Origin of the sequence: Microbacterium testaceum (assembly GCF_006539145.1) — a bacterium.
Lineage (GTDB): Bacteria > Actinomycetota > Actinomycetes > Actinomycetales > Microbacteriaceae > Microbacterium > Microbacterium testaceum.
On sequence record NZ_BJML01000016.1, the window covers coordinates 1 to 26689 of the forward strand.

Annotated in this window: 22 protein-coding genes; 8 read left to right on the forward strand and 14 right to left on the reverse strand. The window is 72.2% G+C overall.

The genetic code is table 11. The features are described from left to right. A partial coding sequence (locus MTE01_RS16090; protein ID WP_218026378.1) for a hypothetical protein occupies positions 1–367 on the forward strand: 367 nt, incomplete at its 5' end. Positions 368–455: 88 nt separating this feature from the next. Then, positions 456–1034, forward strand: a complete 579-nt coding sequence (locus MTE01_RS16095) for an HhH-GPD-type base excision DNA repair protein (protein WP_141378365.1) — start codon at positions 456–458, stop codon at positions 1032–1034. A gap of 12 nt (positions 1035–1046) precedes the next feature. Here the strand turns inward: MTE01_RS16095 and MTE01_RS16100 are convergent, their stop codons facing one another. The 3 genes from MTE01_RS16100 to MTE01_RS16110 all read right to left on the reverse strand — a co-directional run bounded on the left by MTE01_RS16100 (position 1047) and on the right by MTE01_RS16110 (position 8504). Beyond that, a complete protein-coding gene (locus MTE01_RS16100) occupies positions 1047–5516 on the reverse strand; it encodes an SCO7613 C-terminal domain-containing membrane protein (protein WP_141378366.1) in 4470 nt (1489 codons plus the stop codon). Between the two features lie 100 nt (positions 5517–5616). Beyond that, complete coding sequence (locus MTE01_RS16105; RefSeq protein WP_141378367.1) at positions 5617–7257, reverse strand: amidohydrolase; 1641 nt, start codon at positions 7255–7257, stop codon at positions 5617–5619. Next, a complete protein-coding gene (locus MTE01_RS16110) occupies positions 7254–8504 on the reverse strand; it encodes an MFS transporter (protein WP_141378368.1) in 1251 nt (416 codons plus the stop codon). The genes MTE01_RS16105 and MTE01_RS16110 overlap by 4 nt, the downstream gene beginning before the upstream one ends. Positions 8505–8714: 210 nt before the next feature. On the opposite strand from MTE01_RS16110, the gene MTE01_RS16115 reads away from it, so the two are divergent. Further along, a complete protein-coding gene (locus MTE01_RS16115; protein WP_141378369.1) occupies positions 8715–9749 on the forward strand; it encodes a LacI family DNA-binding transcriptional regulator in 1035 nt (344 codons plus the stop codon). A 10-nt stretch (positions 9750–9759) separates the two neighbouring features. Beyond that, positions 9760–12612, forward strand: coding sequence for an ATP-binding protein (locus MTE01_RS16120; RefSeq protein ID WP_141378370.1), 2853 nt, complete (start codon positions 9760–9762; stop codon positions 12610–12612). On the opposite strand, the gene MTE01_RS16125 is transcribed toward MTE01_RS16120, so the two are convergent. The 5 genes from MTE01_RS16125 to menC form a co-directional block, all read right to left on the reverse strand. After that, a complete protein-coding gene (locus tag MTE01_RS16125) occupies positions 12609–13412 on the reverse strand; it encodes an ABC transporter permease (protein WP_116239503.1) in 804 nt (267 codons plus the stop codon). The two genes, MTE01_RS16120 and MTE01_RS16125, sit on opposite strands and share 4 nt — an antisense overlap. After that, a complete protein-coding gene (locus MTE01_RS16130) occupies positions 13409–14419 on the reverse strand; it encodes an ATP-binding cassette domain-containing protein (protein ID WP_141378371.1) in 1011 nt (336 codons plus the stop codon). The genes MTE01_RS16125 and MTE01_RS16130 overlap by 4 nt, the downstream gene beginning before the upstream one ends. A 145-nt stretch (positions 14420–14564) precedes the next feature. Beyond that, on the reverse strand, positions 14565–15953 hold the full coding sequence (locus tag MTE01_RS16135) for a glycine--tRNA ligase (RefSeq protein ID WP_103208019.1): 1389 nt from the start codon (positions 15951–15953) through the stop codon (positions 14565–14567). 58 nt (positions 15954–16011) lie between these two features. Next, on the reverse strand, positions 16012–16725 hold the full coding sequence (locus MTE01_RS16140; RefSeq protein ID WP_141378372.1) for a hypothetical protein: 714 nt from the start codon (positions 16723–16725) through the stop codon (positions 16012–16014). Then, positions 16722–17855 (reverse strand): o-succinylbenzoate synthase, encoded by a 1134-nt coding sequence (gene menC / locus MTE01_RS16145; protein WP_141378373.1) that lies wholly within the window; start codon positions 17853–17855, stop codon positions 16722–16724. The genes MTE01_RS16140 and menC overlap by 4 nt, the downstream gene beginning before the upstream one ends. 221 nt (positions 17856–18076) lie before the next feature. Between menC and MTE01_RS16150 the strand changes: the two genes are divergently transcribed. Then, entirely contained in the window at positions 18077–18889 is an 813-nt protein-coding gene (locus MTE01_RS16150) for an SDR family oxidoreductase (protein WP_141378374.1), read from the forward strand. A gap of 5 nt (positions 18890–18894) precedes the next feature. Continuing rightward, the gene (locus tag MTE01_RS16155) at positions 18895–19104 is read left to right on the forward strand and encodes a multidrug transporter (protein WP_103208010.1); all 210 of its coding nucleotides are present in this window, start codon (positions 18895–18897) and stop codon (positions 19102–19104) included. A gap of 3 nt (positions 19105–19107) precedes the next feature. Here MTE01_RS16155 and MTE01_RS16160 read toward each other — a convergent pair whose 3' ends face one another. The 3 genes from MTE01_RS16160 to MTE01_RS16170 form a co-directional block, all read right to left on the reverse strand. Then, positions 19108–19794: a GNAT family N-acetyltransferase gene (locus MTE01_RS16160; protein ID WP_141378375.1), complete on the reverse strand. Its 687-nt coding sequence runs from the start codon at positions 19792–19794 to the stop codon at positions 19108–19110. A gap of 32 nt (positions 19795–19826) precedes the next feature. After that, positions 19827–21149 (reverse strand): MFS transporter, encoded by a 1323-nt coding sequence (locus MTE01_RS16165; protein ID WP_141378376.1) that lies wholly within the window; start codon positions 21147–21149, stop codon positions 19827–19829. A 206-nt stretch (positions 21150–21355) separates the two neighbouring features. Continuing rightward, positions 21356–21916, reverse strand: a complete 561-nt coding sequence (locus MTE01_RS16170) for a TetR family transcriptional regulator (RefSeq protein ID WP_103208001.1) — start codon at positions 21914–21916, stop codon at positions 21356–21358. 80 nt (positions 21917–21996) lie between these two features. Between MTE01_RS16170 and MTE01_RS16175 the strand changes: the two genes are divergently transcribed. Beyond that, positions 21997–23115: a zinc-binding alcohol dehydrogenase family protein gene (locus MTE01_RS16175; RefSeq protein ID WP_141378377.1), complete on the forward strand. Its 1119-nt coding sequence runs from the start codon at positions 21997–21999 to the stop codon at positions 23113–23115. A gap of 205 nt (positions 23116–23320) precedes the next feature. Continuing rightward, complete coding sequence (gene purU / locus MTE01_RS16180; RefSeq protein WP_141378378.1) at positions 23321–24202, forward strand: formyltetrahydrofolate deformylase; 882 nt, start codon at positions 23321–23323, stop codon at positions 24200–24202. Between the two features lie 216 nt (positions 24203–24418). Here purU and MTE01_RS16185 read toward each other — a convergent pair whose 3' ends face one another. The 3 genes from MTE01_RS16185 to MTE01_RS16195 form a co-directional block, all read right to left on the reverse strand. Next, positions 24419–25312, reverse strand: a complete 894-nt coding sequence (locus MTE01_RS16185) for an FHA domain-containing protein (protein ID WP_246078342.1) — start codon at positions 25310–25312, stop codon at positions 24419–24421. A gap of 14 nt (positions 25313–25326) precedes the next feature. Further along, positions 25327–25602, reverse strand: coding sequence for a hypothetical protein (locus MTE01_RS16190; protein ID WP_094734402.1), 276 nt, complete (start codon positions 25600–25602; stop codon positions 25327–25329). Positions 25603–25713: 111 nt separating this feature from the next. Continuing rightward, positions 25714–26679, reverse strand: a complete 966-nt coding sequence (locus tag MTE01_RS16195) for a serine hydrolase (RefSeq protein WP_141378379.1) — start codon at positions 26677–26679, stop codon at positions 25714–25716. Positions 26680–26689 lie beyond the last annotated feature (10 nt).

A 26689-nucleotide genomic window follows, 5' to 3' on the forward strand; every position in this document is an offset into this window, starting at 1 on the left:
TCCCCCGAGCATGCCCCCCGACTTTCCACGACCGTCGGGCAGGATGGATGCCGTGGGCACACCGGCATCCGAGGTCTATTCCGTCGCGGGAGAACGTCGGCGCGGAAACGCGCCGCGGTGGGCGGCGACGCTCGTGCTGGGGCTGCTGCAGATCGAGGAGGACGCACCGTCGGTGTCGGAGACCGTGATTCGTCGGGTCGACGGATCGCTCGTCAGACGGCTGAAGCCGGGCAGTGTCTCGCATTTCGAGAAGCAGATCTCCGAGGTCACCGCCGACCTCGCATCGATGGATGCCGTGCCCTTCGCGCGGAAGTGGATCGCCGAGCCCGACGCGGCCCCGGTGGGCGACGAGACGGCATCCGGCTGACACCTCGTCGCCGGTCCGACGCCGTCAGCGGCGTGTGGCCCCGCGGGGAACACCGCCCGGACAAGAGCGGACGCGCGAGAATGGTCCCATGAGCCTGCGCATCACCGACGACCCCGCCGCCGACGAGCTGCTGTCGAGCAATCCGCTCGCTCTGCTGATCGGCATGCTGCTCGACCAGCAGGTCGCGATGGAGACGGCGTTCGCGGGGCCCCTCAAGATCCAGGAGCGCACCGGGTCGATGGATGCCGGCACGATCGCGGAACAGGACCCCGACGACTTCGCCGCCGCGTTCTCGCAGTCGCCCGCTGTGCACCGCTACCCGGGTTCGATGGCGGGGCGCGTGCAGGCGCTCTGCGCGGCGATCGTCGAGGACTGGGACGGCAAGGCCGAGAACCTGTGGACGCGCGACGACCCCGACGGCAAGACCGTGCTGAAGCGCCTGAAGGCGCTCCCCGGCTTCGGCGAGCAGAAAGCGAAGATCTTCCTCGCCCTGCTCGGCAAGCAGCGCGGTTTCGACGGCGCCGGCTGGCGCGAGGCGTCGGCCCCCTACGGCGAGGACGGTTCGTTCCGCTCGGTGGCCGACATCGTGGACCCGGAGTCGCTCACCAAGGTGCGCGAGACCAAGCGGGCCGCGAAAGCGGCCGCGAAGGACGCGACGACGACGTAGGCGCTGCCTCCTTCACCGGAGAGACCTGATCGCGAGGGCGACCGCCCTCACCTCACGGATGCGGCGCTCGTACGTGGCCGCGATCACGATGAGGAGCACACCGGCGATGCCGAGCCACAGCCACCACAGGCCGGAGGCGCTCTCGTAGAGCGACGTGATCCACGGCCAGAGCTGGGCGACGGCGTGGACGATCAGCACGATGCCGCCGAGCAGAACCGGGGCCTGCCACCGGAACCGGGCACCGACCAGCAGCGTCGCCAGAGCGATGACGCCGAGAGCGAGGACGCGCCACAGCGCGTTGCCGCTCGAGAAGTCGAACAGCAGCGAGGGGACGAGCAGCAGCGCCAGACCGATACCGAGTGCCGGCCACGTCCGCAACGCTGGACGCTGACGGAGGGTCCGGATGCCGTGGACCAGGAGCGCCGCAGCGAGCGGCGCCGTGGCCGCCTCCACGGGATCGGCACTGCCGAGAACGATCGCCAGGAGCGCGAGGACGGCCGACAGGCCGATCACGGCCCACCGCACGGCCGCATCCCGCCACCACAGACCGACGGCGAGGACGGCGACGAGCGTCACGACCAGACGCAGGGGGCCCTCGCCCGTGGCCGAGAGACGGGTGGCGGTGAGAGCCACCGCGACAGCGGGAGCGGCGATCGCGAGAGCCTGGGACAGCCCGGGCAGGACGTCCGTGCGCCGACGGCGGAGGAGGACGGCCGTGACCACCAGAGGAACGGTCGCGGCGACGAGCCAGAGGTCGAACAGCGCCGTCGCGAGCTGGTGCAGGCCGCGCAGCGACGCGGCCACGATCAGCCCGAGGGAGGCGACGGCGATCAGCGGGGTCGCCAGCGGGGCGAGCGCGCCGCGAAGCAGAACAGCCCCGACCACCAGCACGGCGATCGCCGCCAGCGTCACGCCGATCGCGCGCACCAGCGACGCGTCGGCGAGCGCCGCTGAGGGCAGGAGTCCGACCGCCGCACCGCCGACGGCGAACAGCACCGAGGCCGGGGCGACCGGGCGGCGACGGTCGAAGAGAGCGGCAGCGATCCACACGAGCGCGAGAGGAACGGTCGCCCACTCGATCGGGCGGACATCCGCCCCCACGCCGATGAGGGCGACGAGGCCCGCTCCGGAGTGCGCGGTGATCGCGAGCGGCATTCCCCCGAGCCGGTGGCGCACGCGCAGGGCGGCGACGCCGACGGCACCGAGCAGCACGACCGCGATCACCATGCGCCCGATCGGGCCGCCGTCGACGGCGACCAGCACAGCCGATCCGAGCGCGAGGAGTGCGGCGGCCCCGACCAGAGCGCTGCGCGCGGACGACCCCGCCCACGGGGCCGGGCGTAGCGCGACGCCCGCGGCGGCTGCGCCGATCGCCGCGACCGACACCACGACGACGAGATCCGCGATGCCGATGCCGCCCCGGTCGACGGAGGGGACGAGCTGCGCGACCGTGAGCAGCACGAGCGCGAGCGCCCCGGCGGCGGCGACCGCGACGGGGAGTTCGTCGGGGGTCCGCGGCGGACGTACCCAGGCCCCGACCACCAGGACCGCGGCCGAGAGGACCGCAACCGCCAGCACGTGGGCGAGATCTCCCGGGGCCGAGAGGGCGCTGGGAGCGAGCGCGACGGTGGTTCCCGCGGCGGCGATCACCGCGGGCGTGACCGCGGAACGATCCCCTCCCAGCCGCCGAGCGCGCTCGTGACCGGCCGCGATGCCGAGCAGCGCGATGCCGACCGGCACGGTGAAGAGCTCGACGGTCTCGGTCTGCTGCCAGAACAGTCGCGTCCACAGCGCGAGGGTGCCCAGCACGAGCGCGAGCCAGATGAGGTGCCGGCGCGGACCGCGAGAGCGGAAGAGACCGTCGCCGTCGGTCGCCCACAGCACAGCGGTCACCGCCGCGAGCAGGAGCGGAAGCCACCGGACTCCCTGCGAGGGGACGACGACGATCGACAGGGCGGCCACGAGCGCGGCCCCCGCGTCGAGGCAGGCACGGGTGGACGTGTCCGCGCGGAGGAGGCGCAGGGCCGCCGCGGCGCTGACGAGGGCGATCGCCGCATAGACGATCGCCGGCACCAGCGGCAGCGGCTCGATCAGCCGGAGCGCAGAACCGGCCGCGCCCGCGACGAGCAGGGGCGTCATGACCGCCGCGAAGGGCCGCGCGACGCGCCACGGCCGGTACGGCGTCGTGAGGACAGCCGCCGACGCGACCGCGGCGACCAGCGCGCACACGAGCATCCAGCCGTCGGCCGCGGTGCCCGTGCGGAACCACAGCGCGGGGGCGGCGACCACCACGATCGCCGACAGGGCGGCGACGACGCCGGCGCTGCGTTGCGCGACGTCGAGACCCCGCCGTCGCCAGAGCGGGGCGACGACGGCGACGAGACACAGGGATGCCATCGCGAGAGGAACCGTGGTCGGCGTGGCGCCGGCGATGACGAGGTCGGCTCCGGCGCGCAGCGCCCCGGGAACGAGGACGGCGCTCCCCGACAGGAACAGGACGACCCCGACCGTGGACGGCACCCGGATACCGGGATGCGCGCCGGCGACCGCGGCGAGCACGGCGGCGACCACGACGCTGGACAGCCCCCACGCGAGCGGAGAGGAGAACGACGACAACCACCCCGCGCCGAGGGCGAGGAAACCCCCGACCGCGGCGAGGGAGATGTCGCCGCGACGGCGGCGGAGGACGATGACGGCGACCACGGCGAGCGCCAGGTACCAGGCGACCACGAGGATCACGACACGCAGCTGAGGTCCCGCGAGCAGGGCGACGGCCGCCCCGGCGATCAGCGCGGGAGTGCGGCGCTGCGCCCACGATCCCGACAGACGCCAGACCGCGACCGCGAGCAGGACGATCGCCGCGAGTGCGATCACGGCCGCCGTGCTGACGGCATCCGGGGCATCGAGGTCGAGGGCGGACCGCCCGAAGACGACGATCGACCGACCCACCACGGCTCCGACAGCATTCATCGCGGCGACCAGCGGCAGGATCGCGGCGACGGCGGCGGCGATCGCCGCGGCCAGAGAAGCGACGACGACGGTCGTCCGCCCGAGGCCCGGAGCGGCGCGACGCGCGGCGGCGTCGAGCCCCAGCGCGACGGCCGAGGCGACGAGCACCGGGACGGTGACCGACAGGGTCGCGTCGGCCGCACGGACGACCGTGCCAGCGATCTCCACCCCGAGGACGACGTCCGCGGCCACCGCGGCCGTCGGCGCCAGGCTCGCGGCACCTCGGCGCGCGAACGACCGGGCGTGGAGGGCGAGACCGAGGGCGAGCACCGCACCGAGGACCGCGGGGGTCGCCGTGCTGCGCGGGTCGACGATCAGGGCGGAGGTCATCGCGACGACCGCACCGACGGCGGCGAGACCCCGGACGACCGCGATCTCGATCGTCAACGCCGGGCGAGGAGCCCGAGCGAGGAGCGGCGCGAACGGTGCCGCGAGGGCCAGAAGCAGCAGCACAAGCCCCCACGCGTACCACCCGAGGGCCGCATCGCGCGTGAAGAGACCGGCGACCAGCATCGCGGGCCCGACCGCGAGGGCCGCGACGGCGACCGAGAGCGGAGCGCGCAGGCGCGACAGACGCGACCAGCCCACGAACGCGGCACCCGCGACCACCGTCGTCGCGCCCCAGTACACGCTCGGTTCGAGGCTCGCCGCCCCGCCCAGGTCATTGGCGCGGACGGCCCAGACATCGAGAGCCACGAAAGCGATCCCGAGCAACGCGATGCCCTCGGAGGTGGCGCCGAGACCGCGTCGGCGCAGGAACGACGCGGTGGCGATGATCGCGGCCGTGACGAGTCCGATGATGACGGAGCGCAGGACGAGGCCGCCGCTGATCCACGCGACGGTGAGGAAGAAGGCCGCGGCCACGGCGAGGAGGACCACGCCGACCGACAGGAGGAAGACCTGGACGCTCGAACGCCGGGGCGCGGACGGCCCCGCGGGGACGGGTGAGGACGGCTCCACGGGGGGAACACCGTCGGACGGAGGCACGGCCGGGGAGCCTGGTCCCGACTGGACCAGCGGCCCCGGGGGGATCACCGGCCCCGACGGTGGCGCGAACACCACGTCGGCGGCTGCGACCGGAGCCGATGCCATCGTCGAGAGCGGTGCGGGCGCGGCCGCGATCGAGTCGCCAGGAGGCGCCGCCACCGGGGACGGCAGCACCGGGTGGAGCTCGGGCGCCGGGGGAGCCGGCATCCGCTCGTCTTCTGCGCGGGCTGCCGCAGCCGCGGCCTCCGCATCACGGTGCACCCGCATGAGGACGTCGGCGCGCTCGTCGACGAGCGCGACGATCCGCTGGGACAGTTCGAGCACACGCGCCGTGCGCGCATCGGTCAGGTCGAGACCGCAGGAGGCACACGGGGATGCGGCGATCGGCGTGAAGCACGACGGGCAGCGCGAGGTGTCGACGAGTGCGCCCGGCCCCGGCGGCCACGCGAACCCGGAGAGTTGTGCCCCAGCGTCGACTTCCGTCATCGTGCCCCCTCGGCGTCGGTCGTCGCCCCAGGCTAGCGAAGTGCGAGGGCGGCGCCGAGGTTGTCCACCGCGTCCTTCCTCCCCAACCGGGGCGGCGAGCTCAGTGGCGCGGCGCGGAGCCCCCTGTCGTCTCTTCGAAGACCGTCTCTCCTGCCCGCACGGTCCGCACGACGCGCGCGCTCAGCAGCGTGGCCGCGCCCTCGGCGAAGGGGTCGGCGTCGAGGACGGCGAAGTCCGCCGCGAAACCGGGGGCCAGCCGGCCGCGCCAGTCACCGTCGCCCACCGAGGCCGCCGTGTCGCGCGTGGCGTGGGCGATGCTGTCGGCCAGCGGCAGGGCGAACTGGGGATGCACCGCCGGGACCGACGTGTCCAGCGCCGAGGCCCGGGTCGTCGCGACGTACATGTTCGCGAGAGCGTCGTACGGGGCGGTCGGGGCGTCGGTCGAGAAAGCCAGCAGCGTCCCCGCCTGCTCGTACTCCGGCCACGCGAAGGCTCGGTCGGCGCGCTCGTCGCCCAGCATGGCGGCCCAGTTCGGGTAGATCGCCGGGTCGGCGTGCACGGGCTGCATGGATGCCGTGACCCCGAGGCGTGCCATCCGCTCGGCGGTTCCGGGAGCGGCGTACTCGAGGTGCTCGATGCGGTGGCGCCGGGGCAGCTCGCCGTTGGCGGCGTAGGCGCGCTCGAGCGCGGTGAGGGCGTCGTCGCTCGCGGCGTCGCCGATCGCGTGCATGGCGATCTGCAGGCCCGCGGCGTCGGCGGCGCCCACGACCGGCGCGAGGTCGATGAGGGGCCAGATGGGTGCGGCGTTCGATCCGTCGGCGTAGGGCGCGCCCATCGCCGCCGTGCACGCGTCGATCGTGCCGTCGAGGATGAGCTTGATACCCACCACCCGCACCCACGACGATCGGGTGCGCTCCACCAGCTCGATCACGCGGTCGATCTGCGCGAGGTTCTGTTCGCGATCGCCCGTGTTCTCGACGAGCCAGTGCGCGGCGAGCCGGATCGGGAGCGTGCCACCGTGCCGCTCCGCCGCCCGCTCGAAGGCGGCGAGGCCGTGCTCGTTGAACGCCATGTCCACCACGCCGACCACCCCGGCGCGCACGTATGCGTCGATGACGCGATCGACCGCCGCATCGCGCTCGGCGTCGGTCGTCGAGGAGTCGCGGCGAGCCCAGGCGTACCGGATCGCGGCCGTCTCGAACAGCATGCCGTTCGGCTCCCCGTCGACGTCGCGGCCGATCTCGCCCCCGAGCGGATCGGGAGTGTCCCGAGTGATGCCGAGTTCGGCCAGAGCGGCGGAGTTCACCCAGCACGAGTGGTAGTCGTTGGCATCCAGGTACACGGGGACGTCGGAGACGACGGCGTCGATCATCGCCGCGGTCGGAGCCCCGCCGGGAACCGAGTCGAAGAGCCACCCGCGACCCCAGATCGCCGTCGCATCGGGCGCTGCGTCGCGCGCCTCGCGAAGGAGCGCCTGGATCGCATCGAGCGAACGCGCGTCGGTCAGCGGCACCTGCGCCAGGGCCGCGCCCATCATCAGCAGGTGGGTGTGGGCGTCGGTGAAGCCCGGGAGCACCACGGCTCCCTCCAGGTCGACCACCGTGTCTGCGGCGAACGCCAGCGCCTCGGATCCGACGGCGGCGATCGTCTCGCCGTCGACGGCCATGGCATCCGTCCACTGCCGACTCGGATCGGTGTGGGCGGTGAAGATCCGCCCCCCGCGGTAGAGCGTGCGCGTCATGCTGCCTCCTTCGCGGCGCGCTCGAGCCGTCGGGAGAGCACGCCGATGATGCCGGCCGGAACGGCCAGGACGAAGCTCGCCAGGGCGAGCGTGAGGGCGAAGCCCTGGTATCCCAGGAGCCCCACCAGGGATGCGCCGATCACCGGCGTGAGCGCCGAGCCGACGAGGTAGGTCGCCAGCAACGGACCGGACCACCGACCGTCGACGTCGAGGGCCGAAGCGGTGGCGACGAAGTACATGAAGGCGACCGCGTAGATCGTGTTCCACGCGATGAAGACCACGACGAAAAGGGTCGGGTCGGACACGGAGCCTTCGACGATCTTCAGGATGCCGCCGGCCACCAGCAGCACGACGAGCGGGATGCCTCGACCCAGGCGATCGCCGACCGCGACGAGGGCGATCGTGCCGAGCAGGCCGCCGGCGGTGGCACCGCTGAGCGCGAGACTGAGCCCCTCGGGCGTCAGACCGGCGTTGTCGGCGCCCATGACCCCGGCCATGGCCCACAGCGAATCCTCGCTCGCGGCCCACAGGGCGAAGACCACGAGGAGCACGAAGCCCGCGATCGTGACCACGCGCGAGGGCGGCGCGGCCGTGCGGAGGGTTCCGGTGGGCGGCACCTCGATGGGGACGGCTTCGCCGACCGCCGCCGCCGCGTGCACGCTGGCGGCCGGGGCTGCCGGCATCCACGAGACCGTCAGAAGGGCGATGAGGCTGAACAGTGCCATCGACCCGAAGACGTCGAGCGGGGCGAGACCGATGAGCGGGACGACGGCGAGGATGATCGTGATCAGGCCGCGATTGGCGAGACCGTTCAGGCCCGCCACGCGATCGGGGTTGCGGAACGCGGCGAGCGCGGCACCCGCGGCGGCGACGGCCCCGCCCGCGCCGACACCGCCGACCAGCAGCCCGGTCACGACGAAGGCGGGGAGGAGCGCCGCAGCACCGAAACCCACGATCGCGAGGATCAGGCCGACCCGCGCGACCAGGCGGCGGCGCGGTCCCGCGCACGCGGGGGCGACGGCGAGGCCGACGAGGGCGGTGAGCAGCAGGGTGGCGGTGACGGTCCAGCTCGCGGTGAGCACGTCGGCACCGATACCGGCCTGGACGGCGGCGATCATGTACGGCGACATGTTGACGCCGAGGTAGCCCGCGATACCGACGAGGAACGTCGAGGAGGCGGTGGGGAAACGGATGGGGAGCCGGGCGGCGCCGACGGATGTCGGAGTGGTCTGAACGGGAGTGGACACGGGAACCTCTCGGGGGAGCCGGCGAGCGGCGGACACGGGATGGGCCGGGACGCGTCGTCGTCGAGCGCGTCCGGTGACCCGAGGCTAGGGACCGTGTGTTTCGGTCTCCGTGCTCGTTGTGTTTCCCTGACATTAAACGTTTAAGTACGCGAGCCCGCAAGACGTCGCCGCACGGTCACCCCGATCCCGCGTCCGGTAACGTCACTGCTCGTGACCCCGCGCAAGCCGACGCTCCACGACGTGGCCGCCGGCGCGGGCGTCTCGATCGCCGCCGCGTCCTTCGCACTCCGGGGGAAATCGGGGGTGTCTGCTGAGACACGCGACCGCGTGACGGCCGTCGCCCGCGACCTCGGCTATTCGGTGAACATGCCCGCGCGTAACCTCCGCACCGCCCGATCGGGGGCCGTCGGACTCCACCTCCCGGCGGGAACGACCCACCTCCCGTACTACACCGACTTCGCCTTCGGAGTCGTCGAGGCCGCGGATCGCCGCGGACTGTCGGTGATCCTGCTCCCCCATCGCGACGACGCCGCGAGCGGCGCCCCGGCATCGTTCGTCGACGGATATGTCGTGGTCGACGCCTCGATCGAGGATGCCGGCATCCGAGCCCTGCTCGACTCCGGTCGTCCCGTGGTCAGCGGCGAACACGTCTTCGGCGGGATGGGACGCACGAGTGCGAGCGTCGCCATCGATCACGCCGCCGCCCTGCGACGTCTGCTCGCCCACCTGAGCGAGCGCGGGGCGCAGCGCATCGCGGCGGTCCTCCCTCCCGACGGGACCGCATGGAGCCGGGAACTCGCCGAAACCTACGAGAGCTGGGCCCGCGAGCACGGCCTCGACGGCCTGTCACGAACCGTGTCGTTCGTGCCGACGGCGGCCGAGATCGCCACCGTGGTGACGGAGATCGTCGCCGACCCCACCGTGGACGCCGTCGTCATCGCCCCGAGCGGATCGGCGGCGACCGCCCTCGCCGCCGCCGCCCGCGCGGGGCGCCGGGTCGGCGACGACCTGCTCGTCGCTGCCTGCGTCGACGAGCCCGCCCACGCCCTGCTCTCACCGCCGGTCACCTCGATCGACCTCGCCGCGCGCGAGCTCGGTGCGGCATGCCTCGAGCTGCTCGTCGAGGTCTGGGATGCCGAGACCCTCGCCGATCCCGTCCGAGTCGCCCACCCGCGTCTCGTCGTGCGCGACAGCACGGCCGGACACGGGGGCGATCCGGGCGAGACGCTGCACCCCGCGACCTAGGGTGGACATCGTGCGGGTGCGGTTCTTCGGCGGATTGAGCGTCGACACGGGCGAAGGGCACGTCACGGTGCCCGGCCGCGGGCAGCAGTCGCTCCTGCTGCGCCTCGCCGTCGACGCCGGCACCACGGTGGGCTACCGGGCCCTGGCTGAGGACATCTGGGGCCTCGACACCCCCGACGATCCCCGCGCTGCACTGCAATCCCTCGTCTCGCGCCTGCGTCGGGCCCTCCCCACCGGCACGGTCTCATCGGCCCCCGGCGGCTATCGACTCGACCTGCCGCGGACGGCGATCGACATCACCTGCTTCCAGGATCTCGTCGCCCAGGCTCGCTCCACGGGCGATGCCGCACCGGCGCGGGAAGCATTGGCCCTGTGGAGCGGTGAGGTGTGGACCCCGCACGACGGGTTCGACTGGCTCGTCCGCGACCTGCTCGAGGACCGATCGCACGCCGAGCGCGTGGTCGCCACCGCTCCCCCGCCCGTGGCAGGGTCGTTCTCTGCTGCCGATGTCACGCCCGCCGCCCTCACCGCCCTCGTGGGTCGCGGGGTCGAGCTCGATGCCATCCGCGAACGTCTGACGACGGATCGCCTCGTCACCCTCATCGGTCCCGGCGGTGCGGGCAAGACCACCCTCGCCGTCGAGACGGTGCGCGCGGTCACCGACTCGATCGTCGTCGAGCTCGCCCCGGCCGCCGCGGGAGACGTATGGACGGCGATCGCGGGGGCGGTCGGTCGTCGCATCCGCCTCCCCGAGTCGGCAGGTGCGTCCCTCACCGCAGCCGAGCGCGTGGCCGAGGCCGTCACCGGTCGACGCGTCGTGATCGTGCTCGACAACTGCGAGCACGTCATCCACGAGGCCGCCGAGGCCGCCCTCGCTCTGCTGCGCATGAGCCCGGGAGTGCGCGTGCTGACCACGAGCCGCGAACCCCTCGGCATCCCGGGAGAAGCCTTCGTCGATCTCGGTCCGCTGCCGCCCGAAGACGCGGCCACGCTCTTCGCCCAGCGCGTGCGGTCGGCGCGGGGACGCGTTCCTGACGACGACGAGCGCGAAACCGCGCAGCGCATCGTGCGACGCCTCGACGGATTACCCCTCGCGATCGAGCTCGCCGCCGCCCGCTCCCGCACCCTGTCGCTCGCCGAGATCGACGCGGGACTCGACGACCGATTCGCGCTGCTGTCGAACGGGCCGCGGCTCAGTTCGCAGCGCCACCGCACCCTGCGTGCCCTCATCGACTGGAGCTGGGACACCCTCGGCGGGGGCGAACGCACCGCCCTGCAGGTCGCCGCGGTGTTCCCCGACGGAATCGGAGCGGCCGACGCTGCCGCCGTGGCTCGCGCCTTCGACAGGGATGCCGCCGATTTCGACGCCCTCGTCGACCGCTCGCTGCTCGTCCGACGCGAGGGACGTTTCCGCATGCTCGAAACCGTGCGCGAGTACGGCCTCGAACGCCTGCGCGAGGACGGGAACGAGGTGCCGTTCCGCGCGCGGGCGGCCGCAGTCCTGACCCGTCTCGCCGCACAGCGCGAGCAGACCGTGCGCGGACCGGGGCTGCGAGCGGCCCTCGCCTGGTTCGACGCGAACGACGAGAACCTGGCCGCAGCACTGCGCACCTACGTCGACTCGGGCGATCGGAGAGAGGGCATCCCGCTGCTGCGCAGCCTGCTGTGGCCCTGGGCGGTGCGCGAGCGCGGCGACGACCTGCGCCGCGCGGTCGGAGAGTTCGCCGACGCCGACGCCCCGCTCGACAGCGAGGCCCGGGTGGTGGTCGAGTCTCTCGCCCTCTTCTCCGCGTCGTTCCCCGAAGCCGGACGAACCGCGACCGTGGCCCCCGAAGCATATGCGGTCCGCCGCGCCGAGCTCGAGGCGGCGGCGGCGGCGTACCCCTCCGAGGTGACGGCGCTGGTGGCCCCGCTCCTGCGGCTGGCTGCGACCGTGATTCTCGCCGGAGGCGGCGAGGGCGAGCGCACCTGGCACGTCGAGGTGACCGATGACGAGCTCGCCGAGGCTCCCCCGTGGTCGCGCGCGATTCTGCACGCCCTGCGCGCGGGAGCCGCCCAGAACTCCGGCGACATGGACGCACTCGGGGTCGAGAGCGCGAAGGCGTTGCAGATGTTCGAGATGATCGGCGACCCGTGGGGCACGGGTTTCGCCAGCCAGCTGCGCTCCGAATGGCTCGTGCTCGCCGACCGTCTCGACGAGGCGCTCGCCGTCATCGACCGCTCCGGCGACGCGATCCGCGGCCTCACCTCCGCGCCGGATCTGCTTCAGCAGGAGGCTCAGGCGGTCGGCATCCTCCTCCGCCTCGGCCGCCTCGACCTCGCCCGGCGGCGGGCGGCCGACATCGATCGCGCGGCGGCGGCGGACGGATCCGTTCGCGCGCTGGGGCAGGCGCGCATGACCGCGGCCCAGATCGAGATCGCCGCAGATGACGGCGACGCCGCCCTGCGCCAGATCGAGCGCATCGATCTGGCCGGGCAACCCGGCATCCCGGATCAGTTCCTCGCGTGGATCGACGCGCAGCGGGCCCAGGCTCTGCTGCTCCTGGGGCGTTGCGACGAGGCCCGCGACGTCCTGCGCACGGGGCTCACGCGCGCCGCCGACTCGCGGGACCATCCCATCATCGCCATCGTCCTGCTCACGGTGGCGGGATGGAACGCGGCCGTCGACCGCCTCGACCGCGCCGAGGAGGCACTCGCCCGGGCGGACGCCGTCCGCGGAGGCTCCGACGAACGCGCCCCCTTCGCCGTGTGGGTGCGCGAGCGCATGACAGCGGGCGCCGAGGTGACCCCGGCGCCCGCTGTCGGCATCCGTCCCGCTCTTTCGAAGGTGGATGCCGAGACCCTTCTCGCGTTGCTCGACTAGGCCTTGCGCATGTAGGCGCGCACCGTGAGCGGGGCGAACACCGCCACGATCACCGCCGCCCCGACGAGCGAGATGATCACGTCGGAGCCCGCCGTGCCGGTGTTGACGAGGTCGCGCACCGCGGTGACGAGGTGCGAGACGGGGTTCACGTCGACGAACCACTGCAGCCACGACGGCATGGTGTTCGAGGGCACGAACGCGTTCGACAGGAACGTCAGCGGGAACAGGATCAGCATCGAGATGCCCTGCACGCTCGACGCGCTGCGCGCGATGACACCGAAGAACGCGAAGATCCAGCTGATCGCCCACGAGCAGGCGATGACGAGCAGGCCCGCGGCGACCACGGCCCAGATGCCGCCGGCCGGACGCAGACCCATGATGAAGCCCATCGTGAAGGTCAGCACGGTCGCGATCGCGTACCGCACCGTGTCGGCCAGCAGCGCCCCCGACAGCGGGGCGATACGAGCGATGGGAAGCGAGCGGAACCGGTCGAACACTCCCTTGTCCATGTCTTCGCGCAGCTGCGTGCCGGTGACGACCGAGGTCGTGATGACGGTCTGCACCAAGATGCCGGGGATGATGATCGGCAGGTAGCTCTGCACGTCTCCCGCGATGGCGCCGCCGAAGATGTACGTGAACATCAGGGTGAACAGGATCGGCTGCACCGTGACATCGATCAGCTGCTCGGGCGTGCGGCGGATCTTCAGCAGACCGCGGCCGGCCATCGTGACGGTGTTCTGCAGGGTCTGCGCGAGGCTCGCGGTGCGGGGCAGGTCGCGGGTGGCGGTGAGGGCGCTCATGAGCGGGCTCCTTCCAGGTCGGCGGCGCTCTCGCGCGCGGCGGTGTCGTCGGTCGGCACACCGGTGCCGGTGAGGGTGAGGAAGACCTCGTCGAGGGTGGGCTGCTGCACGCTGAACTCGCTCAGGTGCAGTCCTTCCTCGCGGAACGCCACGAGCAGGTCGGTGACCCGGTCGGGGTCGGACATGGGCACCGTGAGGCGCGCGGCCTCGGGCGAGACGATGGCCGTGGCATCGAGCACCCGTCGGACGGTCGCTCGCGCGGCGTCGAGGTCGGAACCCGGCTGCAACCGCAGGACGAGCGAGGCCTGGCCGACGGAGGCCTTGAGTTCGAGCGCCGTGCCCTCGGCGACGACGCGTCCGCGGTCGATGACGGCGATGCGGTCGGCGAGCTGGTCGGCTTCGTCGAGGTACTGCGTGGTGAGGACGACGGTGGATCCGGATGCCACGAGCCGGCGGATCGTGTCCCACATCTGTCCACGGGTGCGGGGGTCCAGGCCCGTGGTCGGCTCGTCGAGGAAGATGAGCGGCGGCTGCGCGATGAGAGAAGCCGCGAGGTCGAGCCGGCGACGCATGCCGCCGGAGAACTTCGCCAACGGACGGGATGCGGCCTCGGTGAGCCCGAACTCCTCGAGCAGCTCGCTCGCCTTGCGGCGCGCATCACCGCGGGAAAGGCCCAGCAGTCGGCCGAAGATCATCAGGTTCTCGGTCGCGGAGAGCTTCTCGTCGACCGAGGCGAACTGCCCGGTCAGGCCGATGAGCTGACGCACGACGTGCGGCTCGCGGGCCACGTCGTGGCCGAAGATCTCGGCCCGGCCGCCGTCGGGTCGCAGCAGCGTCGTGAGCATGCTGATGGTGGTGGTCTTGCCGGCACCGTTGGGGCCGAGCACGCCGTAGACCGTGCCGGCCTCGACGACGAGATCGACGCCGTCGACGGCCCGGTTGGCGCCGAACGTCTTGACGAGCCCTTCGGCTCGGACCGCGGGAGTGCGGGTGGATGAAGTGGTCATGACGACAGGATGCGCCGGAGGCTCTGCCGCACCGCTGTCACGGCGGCGGGAGCGCTGTCACGGCGCTGTCACGACTCCCCCGAGACGACGAGAGACCGGATGCCACGGCCTCGGGCCACGGCATCCGGTCTCTCGTTCTCGCGGGTCAGGCTCCGCGCAGGCGCTCCGCCAGGTAGCCCTGCAGCGCGTCGAGACCGATGCGCTCCTGGCCCATGGTGTCGCGGTCGCGCACGGTCACGGCGTTGTCGTCGAGCGAGTCGAAGTCGACCGTGACGCAGAACGGGGTACCGATCTCGTCCTGGCGGCGGTAGCGGCGGCCGATGGCGCCGGCGTCGTCGAAGTCGATGTTCCACCCGGCCGAGCGCAGGGTGTCGGCGACCTCGCGGGCCAACGGCGACAGACGCTCGTTGCGCGAGAGCGGCAGCACGGCGACCTTGACGGGCGCGAGGCGCGGGTCGAGCTTGAGCACCGTGCGGGTGTCGGTGCCGCCCTTGGCGTTGGGCACCTCTTCTTCGCGGTACGCGTCGACGAGGAAGGCCATCATCGCGCGCGTCAGACCGAACGAGGGCTCGATCACATAGGGCGTGTACTTCTCGCCCGAGGCCTGGTCGAAGAAGGTGAGCGACTGGCCCGAGGCCTCGGAGTGGCTCTTGAGGTCGTAGTCGGTGCGGTTGGCGACCCCCATGAGCTCGCCCCACTCCTTGCCCGGGAAGCCGAAGCGGTACTCGACGTCGATCGTGCCGGCGGAGTAGTGCGCGCGGTCGTCCTCGGGGACGTCGAAGCGCTTCATGTTCTCGGGGTCGATGCCCAGCTCGATGAACCAGTTCCAGCAGGCCTCGACCCAGTGCTCGAACCACTCGTTCGCCTCGGCCGGCGGGGTGAAGTACTCGATCTCCATCTGCTCGAACTCGCGCGTTCGGAAGATGAAGTTTCCGGGGGTGATCTCGTTGCGGAACGCCTTGCCGACCTGGCCGACGCCGAACGGGGGCTTGCGACGGGATGCCGTGAGCACGTTCGAGAAGTTCACGAAAATGCCCTGCGCGGTCTCGGGGCGCAGGAAGTACAGGCCCGACTCGTCGTCGACGACGCCGAGGTAGGTCTTGACCAGGCCCGAGAACGACTTGGGCTCGGTGTACTGGCCCTTCGTGCCGCAGTTCGGGCAGGGCACGTCGGCGAGGCCGTTCTCGGCCTTGCGGTTCTTGCGCGCCTCGAAGTCCTCGATGAGGGTGTCGGCGCGGAAACGCTTGTGGCAGCTCAGGCACTCGACCAACGGGTCGGTGAAGGTGGCGACGTGGCCCGAGGCCTCCCACACGCGCTTGGGCAGGATGATGCTCGAGTCGAGACCCACCATGTCGCCGCGCCCGCGGACGAAGGTCTGCCACCACTGCCGACGGATGTTCTCCTTCAGCTCGGTCCCGAGGGGGCCGTAGTCCCACGCGGACCGCGAACCGCCGTAGATCTCACCGGCCTGGAAGACGAACCCCCGATGGCGGGCGAGGGCGATGACCTTATCGAGGCGGGATTGTTCGGCCACGGTGGCTCCAATGGTCGGGAAAGTTGTGGGGATCGAGCGCGAGTGCGCGGCATCCAGTTTATCGAAGCGGCCCGTGTTCTTCCGGCCCGCCGGTCAGCGCCCGATCGCGCTCCGCCCGCCAGTTCTGCAGGTACGGCATCGCGGTGTTCGCCGCATGGGCGCCGCGGGTGGCGCGCGCTGCGGCGGCCAGGGCCGCGGGGCTCTCCGCCAGCGTTGACGGCATGTGCGCGATCGGGTAGGGGAAGCGGTTGCGGAACATGTCCATCCACAGCAGCACCAGATCGCCGTCGTGCGCCAGAGTCGCTCGGGTGCGCGAGCCGCGCTCGTGCCGCTCGATCGACCATCCGCCGCGGTGGATGGTCGCCCGATAGTCGGGATCGCCGCCCCACGCCCAGCTCCCCCCTCCCCCTCTCGGGGTGAACGGACCGCGCACGGCGAGGGCGGCGGCGAGGGCCTTCGGCGTCCACGGCGCGGGGAAGAACGTCGACAGGCTCACGCCGAGAGCGAGCGGCGACAACAGCGCAGACACCTCGGCATCGTCCCGGGGTACCTCGGCGGCGAGGGCGGCGAGCAGCGCGACGGTCGTGGGCGCCGGCTCTCCCTCGTCGAGCAGGGCGATGAACGTCTGCAACGACAGCACGTACGACCGGTGCGCCGCGGCATCCCGGAACGGGGGAAGGGGGATGCCGTCGACCGCCGGACGACCCCACGGGACGTCCTCGCCCGAGGTCTCGCTGAGCCCCTCACGGCCCGGCCGGGCGCCCCGGCTCATCGCGTGATCCGCTCGCGCCGCACCGTGAACCGCTCCAGCGCCGCGGTGTCGATCTCGACGCCCACGCCCGGCCCGGTCGGCACGCGCACGTATCCGTCGTCGAGCACGGCCGGTTCGGTGACGATGTCGCGGTCGTAGAAGCGGGCGGATGCCGAGATGTCGCCCGGCAGCGTGAAGCCCGGCAGCGCGGCCAGGGCGGCGTTGGCGGCGCGGCCGATCCCCGTCTCGAGCATGCCCCCGCACCAGACCGGAACACCCGCAGCGAGCGCGCGGTCGTGGATCGCGACGGCCTCGAGATAGCCGCCGACCCGCCCGGCCTTGATGTTGAGGATCGCCGCCGACCCCAGGGCGAGGGCATCGGCCGCCGCCTTGTCGGAGACGATCGACTCGTCGAGGCAGACCGGCGTCGTCAGTCTCTTCGCGAGGGTGGCGTGATCGACCAGGTCGTCTTCCTGCAGGGGCTGCTCGATCAACAGGAGCTCGAAGCGGTCGAGTTCGGCGAGGGTGTCGGCATCCTGAAGCGTGTACGCGGAGTTCGCGTCGACCTGCAGCGGGATCGATCCGAAGGCGGCGCGGACGGCGGCCGTGTCGTCGATATCGCGACCGGGCTTGATCTTGATTTTGATGCGCACGTAGCCCTCGTCAAGGTAGCCGCCGACGGTGTCGACCAGCGCCGCCGGGTCGCTCTGGATGCCGACCGAGACGCCCGAAGGGACCCGGCTCTTCTCGGCACCGAGGTAGCTGCCGAAGCTGCGGCCCTCCGCGCGCAGGGCGGCATCGAGGACCGCGAGTTCGAGACCCGCCTTGGCCATGCGGTGGCCCACGATACGGTGCAGCGCGCCGGTGACCTCCTCGGGCGCGACGATCCGCCGTCCGAGCAGCGCCGGAGCGAGGAACCGGGTCAGCACGTCCCACGCACCCTGCGTGTACTCGCTGGAGTAGGACGGCTCGGACTGTGTCACCACTTCCCCCCAGCCGCGGCCGTCGGGCGTCTCGGCGGTCACGATGATCACCTCGCGCACCGTCTCGGTGCCGAACGAGGTGGTGAAGGGAGACACGAGCGGCATGTGCAGCACACGCAATTCGACCGCATCGAGGGTCACGGGCGCGGCGGGGCGGATCGATGGCATGACGGCAGGCTAGCGGGCGCGTTCGCGAACCGATCGCGCGGTGGGCCACGCTCCCGAGAAACCGGCTCTGCGGGCGTTGTCGTCGGGATCCGGACGGACGGTGCCGCCCATCTCTCAGGAGTTTCGCTCGGGCCCCGTCGGCGGGCGGACGACCGTAACGCCCGCGCGCGCACCTGGCAAGGGACCGTGCCCCCGTCCGACGCGCGCGTAGCGTCGGCCGCATGAGCGCTGACTTCACCCCCCGCCACGCGATCGTCACCGGCTCCGACTCGGGCATCGGCGCGGCGACCGCCCTCGCCCTCGCCGACGCCGGCATGGACGTCGCCGTGACCTACCACTCCGATAAGGACGGCGCCGAAGAGACCGCCGCGGCCGTGCGCGAGCGCGGCGTGCGCGCGATCGTCGCGCAGTTCGACGCCACCGAGTTCAACAAGGTCCCGGATGCCGTGAACGCGATGGCCGACGAGCTCGGCGGCCTCGACGTCTTCGTGAACAACGCCGGCGGCGGTATCGGCGGAAGCTTCCTCGACCTCGACTTCGACACCTGGCGCACCGACATCTCGCTCAACCTCGACGGAGCGTTCCTCGCCCTGCACACCGCGGCCCGGCGCATGGTGAAGACCGGCAACGGCGGTCGACTGATCGTGGTGTCGAGCGTCCACGAGCACCAGCCGCGCGTCGGTTCCGCCCCTTACGTCGCCGCCAAGCACGGCGTCGGCGGCCTCATCAAAACGATGGCGCTGGAGCTCGGGCAGTACGGCATCACCGCCAACGCCGTCGCCCCCGGCGAGATCGCCACCCCCATCAACGACATGTCGGCCGAAGACGCCGAGCGCACCCACCGCCCCGGCATCCCGCTCGGCCGCCCGGGCAAGCCCGACGAGGTCGCCGACGTGATCCGCTTCCTGGCATCGCCGGCGAGCGCTTACGTCACCGGCGCGAGCTGGGTCGTCGACGGCGGGATGCTGCACATGGGCCCGCAGGCGGGATCGCACATGGAGTCGGACGCCTGGCGTTCGGCCGGCGAGGAGTGAGAACGATGAGCGACGAGAAGAGCTTCGAAGAGAACCGTCACGACCAGCTGACGAGCGCGCCGAAGGCGACGGAGGAAGACGCGGCCCCGCGTTTCGACGTCTCGGAGCACGACGGCGTGACCCGCATCGACGTGCGCGACGACGCGGCCGTACGGCCGGGCCCCGGCCCGGGCGACCCGGCGGCCGAGAAGGACACGCCGATCACCGAGCAGTGACGACTACCCGACGATGAGGTAGCCGCGGCGGTCGAAGCCGCCGATCCTGCGACCGGATGCCAGCTGCCCCTGCACCTCTTCGCGCACGCGCCGACGCCATTCGGCGGCTGCCGCCGGGTCGGTCGAGCGCAGAGCCTCGATGTCGTCGGGCACGGGCACGACCGCTGAGATCTCGGCATCCGTCGGGGTGGGCGTGGGAGGTTCGGCGAGCGCCCAGACGGCGAGCAGGCGGTCGGATTCGTCGCCGCGGTTGACGGCGTCGGCCATCTCGCCGTACTGGTTCACGAGGTACTCGGTGGCCCGCGCGCCGAGCACCGCGAGGTTGAAGTGGGCGTTGCGGCCGACGAGCGGGTCGAAGGTCCAGGTGATGCGGCCGACGCCGCGCTCGAGGGCCCACTCGCGCTGGTGATTCTTGAGCTGGCGCCCGAGACCGCGGCCCTGGTAGCCGGGGATGATGCCCGTGATGTGCGAATGCATCGACCGGTCGGCCGGCGGGCCGAAGAACGCCGCCGAGGCGCCGATCATCTCGTCGCCGTCGAAGAGTCCCACGACGTAGTTGCCGGCGTGCTCGAGCGCACGCAGGATGTTGGCCGGCATGGTGCCCGACTCACCCCACACGCGGTCGAGCACGTGCGCGGCCTCGTGAATACCCTCGACCGTGTCGAGCGTGCGGATGTCGATGGCACTCATGCTCTCGATCCTTCCACCGTGACCCGTGCGGGTCAGCGCGGGAGGGTCCCGCCGACGTGACGGATCGTGCGCCCGCGCTCGATGACGATCGCGATCCCGCCCACGAGCCAGAGCGGCACCTGCGTGAGGAAGGCCAGGCGGAACGCGTCGAGCGAGTAGGTCTCGGGGCTGCCCGCCCCCTGCACGTCCATCGCGATACCGATGAAGAGGATCGCCAGGAGTGCCGCCAAGAACCCGCCGCCGTTGACGATTCCGGTCGCGGTGCTGAGGCGGTGACTGGGCGTGAAGGTCCGTGCGTGGTCGAAGGCGATCATCGACGCCGGTCCCCCGGTCGACAGCGCGAACATCAGCACGATGAGCAGCCACACGGGCGCCGGCCCCGGCCAGACGATCACCACGATCCACATGACCGCCTGGAACACGACCGTGGGCAGCACGAGCCAGCGAGAGCGACGGGTGGGATGCCGACTCGACAGCGCCCCGATCACGGGACCGCTCAGGATGCTGAACAGCACGAGCGAGGTCATGATGAGCGACGCGGTGGCCGGCGCCAGGCCCTCGCCCGCCGTGAGGAACGGGAATCCCCAGAGCAGCATGAACGCCGTACCCGCGAAGGGCGTGGCGAAGTGGGACCAGAAGCCGAGGCGCGTGCCGGGGTGCGCCCACGACTCGCGGAAGCCCTGCCGCAGATCGGGCGACGACCGCACCACGCGGATCGCGCCGGTCTGCGTGTCGACCGACGTGTCGACGGGGTCGGCCCGACGTTCGGGCGGGCGGTTGCGGATGATCAGGAACGTGAGGATCGCGAACAGCAGGCCCAGCCCCGCGACGCTGCCGAAGGCGACGCTCCAGCTGGTGGCGTGCAGCAGGGCGGCCAGCGGAACCACGGCGACGATCTGACCGAGCTGCCCGATGATCCCCGTCAGCTGCACGAGCACGGGTGCCCGCTGTGCGGGGAACCACGTCGCGATCACGCGCAGCACGCTCGGGAAGATCGCCGCGTCTCCCGCGCCGATCAGGACACGGGCCAGGATGCCGATCCCCACGGCATCCGCCGACGCCATGACGAGCTGGCCCGCGGCCATCAGGACCATGCCGATCGCGATCATCGGACGCGCGCCGAAGCGGTCGAGCAGGAGACCCACGGGAATCTGCATCGCTCCGTAGACGAATAGCTGGATGACGGCGAACATCGACAGCGCCGAGGCATCCGCACCGAAGCGCACCGCCGCATCGACTCCCACGGCGGACAGGGAGGTGCGGTTGATGATCGACACGACGTAGGCGAGCACGCCCACGCCCCACAGCGTCCAGGTGCGCCACCCCGGCCGATCGAGGCGGAGGGTGCTGGTCACGGGTTCCAGGCTAGTCGCGGCCACCGACATCGGCGGCGTGGATGGGGCGCGCAGGGACGTCGGGACGCGGCCGGGAGGGGCACGGTGGGCTGGGAGGGGGCGGCGGGACGCGAGGTCCGCATCGGGGCGTCAGCCGTGCACCGGGGCGTGCGCCGGCCGCCCCGATGCACGGAAGGCGCCCCGGTGCGACGCGAAGGTGCGGCGCGTCAGGCCAGAACGTCCGCCATCTCGCGGCGGACCCGCTCGAGATGCTCCACGAGCGGGGTGCCCGCCGTGTCGCCCGCCCACTGCTCGAGGGCCGTCTGCAGCAGGTCCACCGCGACCCCCGCGACGACGCGCGCCCGCAGCGCGTCCACACCACGCGCGCGATACCCCTCGGTCAGAACTGCACGCAGATCGGCCTGCTTCTGCAGGTCCCGCTCACGCAGGGCGGGCTCGGACTCGATTACGCGGCGCGCGGCCGCCATCTCGTGGCGGCGGGGCTCGAAGCGCTCGGCGGCGAGGGTCTGGAAGCCGCTCCACGCGATCGCGAAGGGCGGCACGTCGGCGGGGGCTGCCGCGAGCATCTGGTCGGCGAGCCGAGGGATCTCGTCGTCGCCGAAGAAGACCTCGCGCTTGTCGCCGAAGTGCCGGAAGAACGTGCGGCGCGTCACGCCGGCGCGCTCGACGATGTCGGGCACCGTCGTCGCCTCGAAGCCGCGCTCGGCGAACAGCTCCATCGCCGCCGCGCGGAGGCGTTCTCGCGTATCGGGTGCCCATCTGGCCATGTCGAAATCCTATGTGATGACACGTGGTGTCATCACGTCTATAGTGAAGACACTCCGTGTCATCACGCGAAAGGCTCCCCATGCCCGCACACGCCGCCGCAATCCTCCCCGCACCGCGGGCCGCGCTCACCGTCACCACCGTCCAGACCCCCACTCCCGCCGCCGACGAGGTGCTCGTGCGCGTGCGCGCCGTGGCCATCAACCCGGTCGACTGGGTCATCCAGGGCACCAGCCGCGTCACCTACCGATGGCTGAACACGCCGGCCGTCCTCGGCTCCGACGTGGCGGGCGAGGTCGTCGCGATCGGTTCCGCCGTGACCCGCTTCCGCGTGGGCCAACGCGTGTTCGGCCTGGCCACCGGCACCGACCGCGGGCGTGACCCGCTCCGAGAGGGCGCCTTCCAGGAGTACACGACCCTGGTCGAGCGCCTCACGGCCCCCATCCCCGACGACCTCTCCGACGAAGAGGCCGCGGTCTTCCCCCTGGGTATCTCCACGGCCGCGTGCGCGCTGTTCCAACCCCAGCTCCTCGGACTCCGGATGCCGGGCGACCCGGCGCCGGCCGCCAGCCGAAGCGTCGTGGTGATCTGGGGTGGCTCGACGAGTGTGGGGATGAACGCCGTCCAACTGGCGCACGCCGCCGGATACGACGTGGTGACCACGGCATCCGCGAAGAACGCCGAGACCCTGCGCGGGCTCGGCGCGGACGCCGTCGTCGACCACCGGTCACCCACGGCGGTGGCCGACCTCGTCGCGGCCATCGGGGGACGACCCGTCGTCGGGGCGGTGGCTCTCGGCGCGGGTTCGACCGACGCGTGCATCGACGTGCTCGCCCGCACCGGCGGGGAACGCCTGGCCATGGCCAGCACGCCGGTCTCGCTGGACTCGCTGGTCGGTCGGCGCCGCCTGTTCCCCGCAATGCTGCCGGTCTTCACCCGCATCGGCCTCGGAACGCTCCGCTCGACGTTGCGCGCCCGACGCCGTGGCATCCGGGCCGCCTTCGTCTGGGGCAGCAGCCTGCGCGACGACGAGATGGGTCCCCGGCTCTGGGGCGAGGTCGTTCCGCGGATGCTGGCCGAGGGGGCGCTGCGACCGATGCCCGCTCCGCTCGTCGTCGGCGACGGCCTCGCCGCCGTGCAGGATGCCCTCGACCGGCAGCGCGCGGGCGTCTCGGCACAGAAGGTCGTCGTGCGTCTGTAGCCGGCGTGGGGGCCGGGCGGAGACGCGGCCTGTCGGGCGTTGCGGCCCGTGGCCCCGGGGCGGTAGATGCACCCCCGGGGCCACCAGCGCGCCAACGCCCCCGACGCACGCGCCGTCCCACGCGCCCGCACCCCCACAACGCACCCGCCCCGAAACGCGACGGCACGTGGTCGGCGACGCCACCGGCGCACGGCAGAATGGTCCGATGGTCTCCGCGAGCCCCCACCTGCAGCCCGATCACGCGTGCCTCATCGTCCACGGCAGCGACACCCCCGGCATCATCGCCGCGGTCTCGGCGCTCATCGCCCGCCAGGGCGGCAACATCGTCGCCTTCGACCAGTACTCCGACGACCCCCGCGGCGGTGCGTACTTCCAGCGGGTCGTGTTCCACCGCCCCAACCTGTCGGTGGCCCTTCCCGACATCGAGGCCGATCTCGCCACGACCCTCGGCGAGGGCTTCGAGCTCGAGTGGACCCTGACCGACCTGTCGACGCCGAAACGCATGGCGATCCTCGCCTCGAAGCAGGACCACTGCCTGCTCGATCTGCTGTGGCGTCACCGCCGCGGCGACCTGCCCGTCAGCATCCCTATGGTCGTGTCGAACCACACCACGGCCGCCGAAGACGTGCGCTCGTTCGGCGTGCCCTTCTTCCACGTGCCCTCGACGCCCGGTCCCGACAAGTCCGAGTCCGAGGCCCGCATTCTCGAACTGCTCGTCGGCAACGTCGACTTCGTCGTGCTCGCGCGCTACATGCAGATCCTCTCGCCCGACTTCCTCGACAAGATCGGGGTGCCGGTGATCAACATCCACCACTCGTTCCTGCCGGCCTTCATCGGCGCGGAGCCGTACAAGAAGGCGAAGCAGCGCGGTGTGAAGCTCATCGGCGCGACCTCGCACTACGTCACGAGCGATCTCGACGAGGGCCCGATCATCGAGCAGGACACCGTCCGCGTGACGCACGCCGACTCGTCCGCCGAGCTCGCGCGTCGCGGCGCCGACGTCGAGCGCCAGGTGCTCTCTCGGGCCGTGCTCTGGCACGCCGAGGACCGCATCATCCGCCACGGCAACCACACGATCGTCTTCTAGACCCCGGATGCCGGGACGCGGCCGCGGCGCTCGGCTCGCCGCAGGCGGGTCGGCCGACGCGTGCCGCCGAACGCCCGCGCACGCGACTCAGGCGCTCCGACGCATCGCGAGACGGCATCTCGCTGACAGCTGCGTTGCGCGCTGCAACGGTTTCGTCAGCGAGATGCCGTCTCGGCGTCGGGGAGTGCCGCGGGACGGCCCCTCACGCGCCCGCGATCACTCCGGGTCGGTCGCCCGGCTGAGCGGGCCGGTGCCGCCGCGCGGCGGCTGCTTGCGCTGATCCGACAACTCGCCGCCCTGGCGTCCGCCGTACGGACGGCCGTGGTCGGCGAACTCGGCGCGGAAGAACGCCAGGCGCCAGTCGCCGAGCTCGATGCGCGCTCCGGTGCGCAGAATCCGGCCTCCGCGATCGCGTCCGGGGCCCTGCTCGCGCGCCCCACCGCCACCCACGGCGTCGAAGCCGTACAGCACGTACTCGTCGTCGCCCTCGTGCCGGATCTCGGCGTGCACCGGGGCGAGGCCGGGCAACCGCAGGTCGGCGCCCTCGCCCGACCCGATCACGGTGGTGGTGGGCAACAGGTCGAACTCCCGCGGACGCGAGCCGTCCCACGACGAATCGCCCACCGCGAAGATCAGGCGCGGGCGGCCCGATCCCGGCGTGTAGTGCGTCGTCGTGATGCGGCGGCGCACCGTGCGGTTGACGGTGGGCACGAGCGGCAGGGGGGTCTCGGGCGGGATGGGGAAGGTCAACGCCTGCCCCTTGTTCCGCCGCGTCAGCAGCGGCGCGACAGCGGCGACCGAGCCCAACCGGATGTGCGCCGAGCCGGTGATCGCTCGCTGCAGGGCGCTCTTCTTCACGTCGCCGAGGTGCAGGATCGGTCCGTCCGGCCCCTCGAGCCGCACGGAGATGCCCCGGGATGCCAGCGCATCGGCGACCGTGGACAACTCGGTGAGCGTGCGGCGGCCGTTGCCGGGCAACCGAGAGGGGTCGCTCACGACGATGCGCACCTCGGTGCCCGCGGCCGTGATCGTTCCCTCGAACGGCGGGGTGTCGGCATCCTGGCCCTGCTCGTGTTCCGAGAAGGCGAGGTCGATGTCGAGGCGCACCATGATGGCGCCGCCTCTCAGTTGCCGCGGTACGGGTCGGACCCGGCCGCGGTGTCGTCGCTCGTGGTGACGCGGAGGGTGCCGTTGAGCTTCCAGGTCGCGCGCGGCGCGTCGGGGCCGATGTCGCGGGGCACCTCGACGGTCATGTCGACGAAGGAGTAGTTGACGGCGGCGCCGCGGCCGGTCAGGTACGACCACATCTCGCGACCGAGGTCGGTCCAGTCGGTGATGGAGTGACCCTCGGGGCCGCGGGAGTCGGCGAACGGGTCGGTGGGTGAGGAGGAGTCGGACATGGCTTCGGTCCCTTTCTCGGTTCAGAGGAACACCAGCGTCCCAGCGCGTGGGGGGAGCAGAGGAGGGATTGCGCTCGAGCGAGCCGTGCGGGACGATTCTGTCTCCACGCCTCAGTACACGTACTCCATCAACTCGACGCCGAGCACGCGGAAAGCGTCGTGCGCGCGAAGGCGATGGGCGATCGAGAGGTCGTCGAAGTTCACGATCAGCGCGTACGAGATCCCCGCGCGGGGCCCGCCGAGCACCCCCGCCTCGGCGCGGACACCCGGGGCACGCCCGGTCTTGTTGATGAACAGCAGCCCGTGCTGGTCGTTCTCGTGCGCGAAAGGATCGAGGCCGGTGGCGGATGCCACGAGCGACAGGTCGTGGTTCAGACTCAGCCACTCCGCGACCTGCGCGCTGACCTGCGGCGAGATGATCGTGGAGTTCACGAGCCCCGCGAACACCTGCGCCATCTCGCGAGCCGTCGACAGTGCCAGGTGGGGGGCGTCGTCGGGGCCGCGGTCGTCGCGGAAACGGTCGAGCAGGGCCGTGCGGCGAAGCCCCAGCTGCTCGACGCGCGCCCGCACCGATTGCAGGCCCACCCGGTGCAGCAGGGCGTTGACGGCGAGGGCGTCGCCGGAGGAGGCCGCGAGCATCGCCACGTCGGCCAGGGGCAGCGCCGGAGCCTTCAGGTGCTGCCAGATACCGCCGTGGGCCGCGCCGTGAACGGACGCGCGGTCGATGATCTCGAGCGGGTCGAGACGGCCCGTCTCGAAGGCGGCCGCCGCCTCGATGAGCAGCGGCACGACGCCGAGCCCGCCCACCGGCAGCGTGATGAAGTCGTCGCCCGCCAGAACCTCGGTCGAGCCCCCGTCGAGGTCGTCGATGCGCACCGAGACCCTGGCGCCCGACGCGGCCAGCTCGTCGAGCGAGCGCAGGGTCGCCGTGAACGATCGCCGACCCGCAGCCGCGCGACGGGGCAGGCGTTTCGGCCCCTTCCGTCCGGCTCCGCGGAGGGCCGGGGCGTCGCGTCTCGACGACTCCACCGGCCCGCCGACGGGGTCGGGCGTACTGGGCTCGGGAACCGGGGGCATGCCCACGAGC

Bases quoted from the DNA above. Each gene is read 5' to 3' on its own strand.
- MTE01_RS16095 (WP_141378365.1), top strand. From the start codon at position 456: ATGAGCCTGCGCATCACCGACGACCCCGCCGCCGACGAGCTGCTGTCG.
- MTE01_RS16100 (WP_141378366.1), bottom strand. From the start codon at position 5,516: ATGACGGAAGTCGACGCTGGGGCACAACTCTCCGGGTTCGCGTGGCCG.
- MTE01_RS16105 (WP_141378367.1), bottom strand. From the start codon at position 7,257: ATGACGCGCACGCTCTACCGCGGGGGGCGGATCTTCACCGCCCACACC.
- MTE01_RS16125 (WP_116239503.1), bottom strand. From the start codon at position 13,412: ATGAGCGCCCTCACCGCCACCCGCGACCTGCCCCGCACCGCGAGCCTC.
- MTE01_RS16130 (WP_141378371.1), bottom strand. From the start codon at position 14,419: ATGACCACTTCATCCACCCGCACTCCCGCGGTCCGAGCCGAAGGGCTC.
- MTE01_RS16140 (WP_141378372.1), bottom strand. From the start codon at position 16,725: ATGAGCCGGGGCGCCCGGCCGGGCCGTGAGGGGCTCAGCGAGACCTCG.
- menC (WP_141378373.1), bottom strand. From the start codon at position 17,855: ATGCCATCGATCCGCCCCGCCGCGCCCGTGACCCTCGATGCGGTCGAA.
- MTE01_RS16150 (WP_141378374.1), top strand. From the start codon at position 18,077: ATGAGCGCTGACTTCACCCCCCGCCACGCGATCGTCACCGGCTCCGAC.
- MTE01_RS16155 (WP_103208010.1), top strand. From the start codon at position 18,895: ATGAGCGACGAGAAGAGCTTCGAAGAGAACCGTCACGACCAGCTGACG.
- MTE01_RS16160 (WP_141378375.1), bottom strand. From the start codon at position 19,794: ATGAGTGCCATCGACATCCGCACGCTCGACACGGTCGAGGGTATTCAC.
- MTE01_RS16170 (WP_103208001.1), bottom strand. From the start codon at position 21,916: ATGGCCAGATGGGCACCCGATACGCGAGAACGCCTCCGCGCGGCGGCG.
- MTE01_RS16175 (WP_141378377.1), top strand. From the start codon at position 21,997: ATGCCCGCACACGCCGCCGCAATCCTCCCCGCACCGCGGGCCGCGCTC.
- purU (WP_141378378.1), top strand. From the start codon at position 23,321: ATGGTCTCCGCGAGCCCCCACCTGCAGCCCGATCACGCGTGCCTCATC.
- MTE01_RS16185 (WP_246078342.1), bottom strand. From the start codon at position 25,312: ATGGTGCGCCTCGACATCGACCTCGCCTTCTCGGAACACGAGCAGGGC.
- MTE01_RS16190 (WP_094734402.1), bottom strand. From the start codon at position 25,602: ATGTCCGACTCCTCCTCACCCACCGACCCGTTCGCCGACTCCCGCGGC.
- MTE01_RS16195 (WP_141378379.1), bottom strand. From the start codon at position 26,679: ATGCCCCCGGTTCCCGAGCCCAGTACGCCCGACCCCGTCGGCGGGCCG.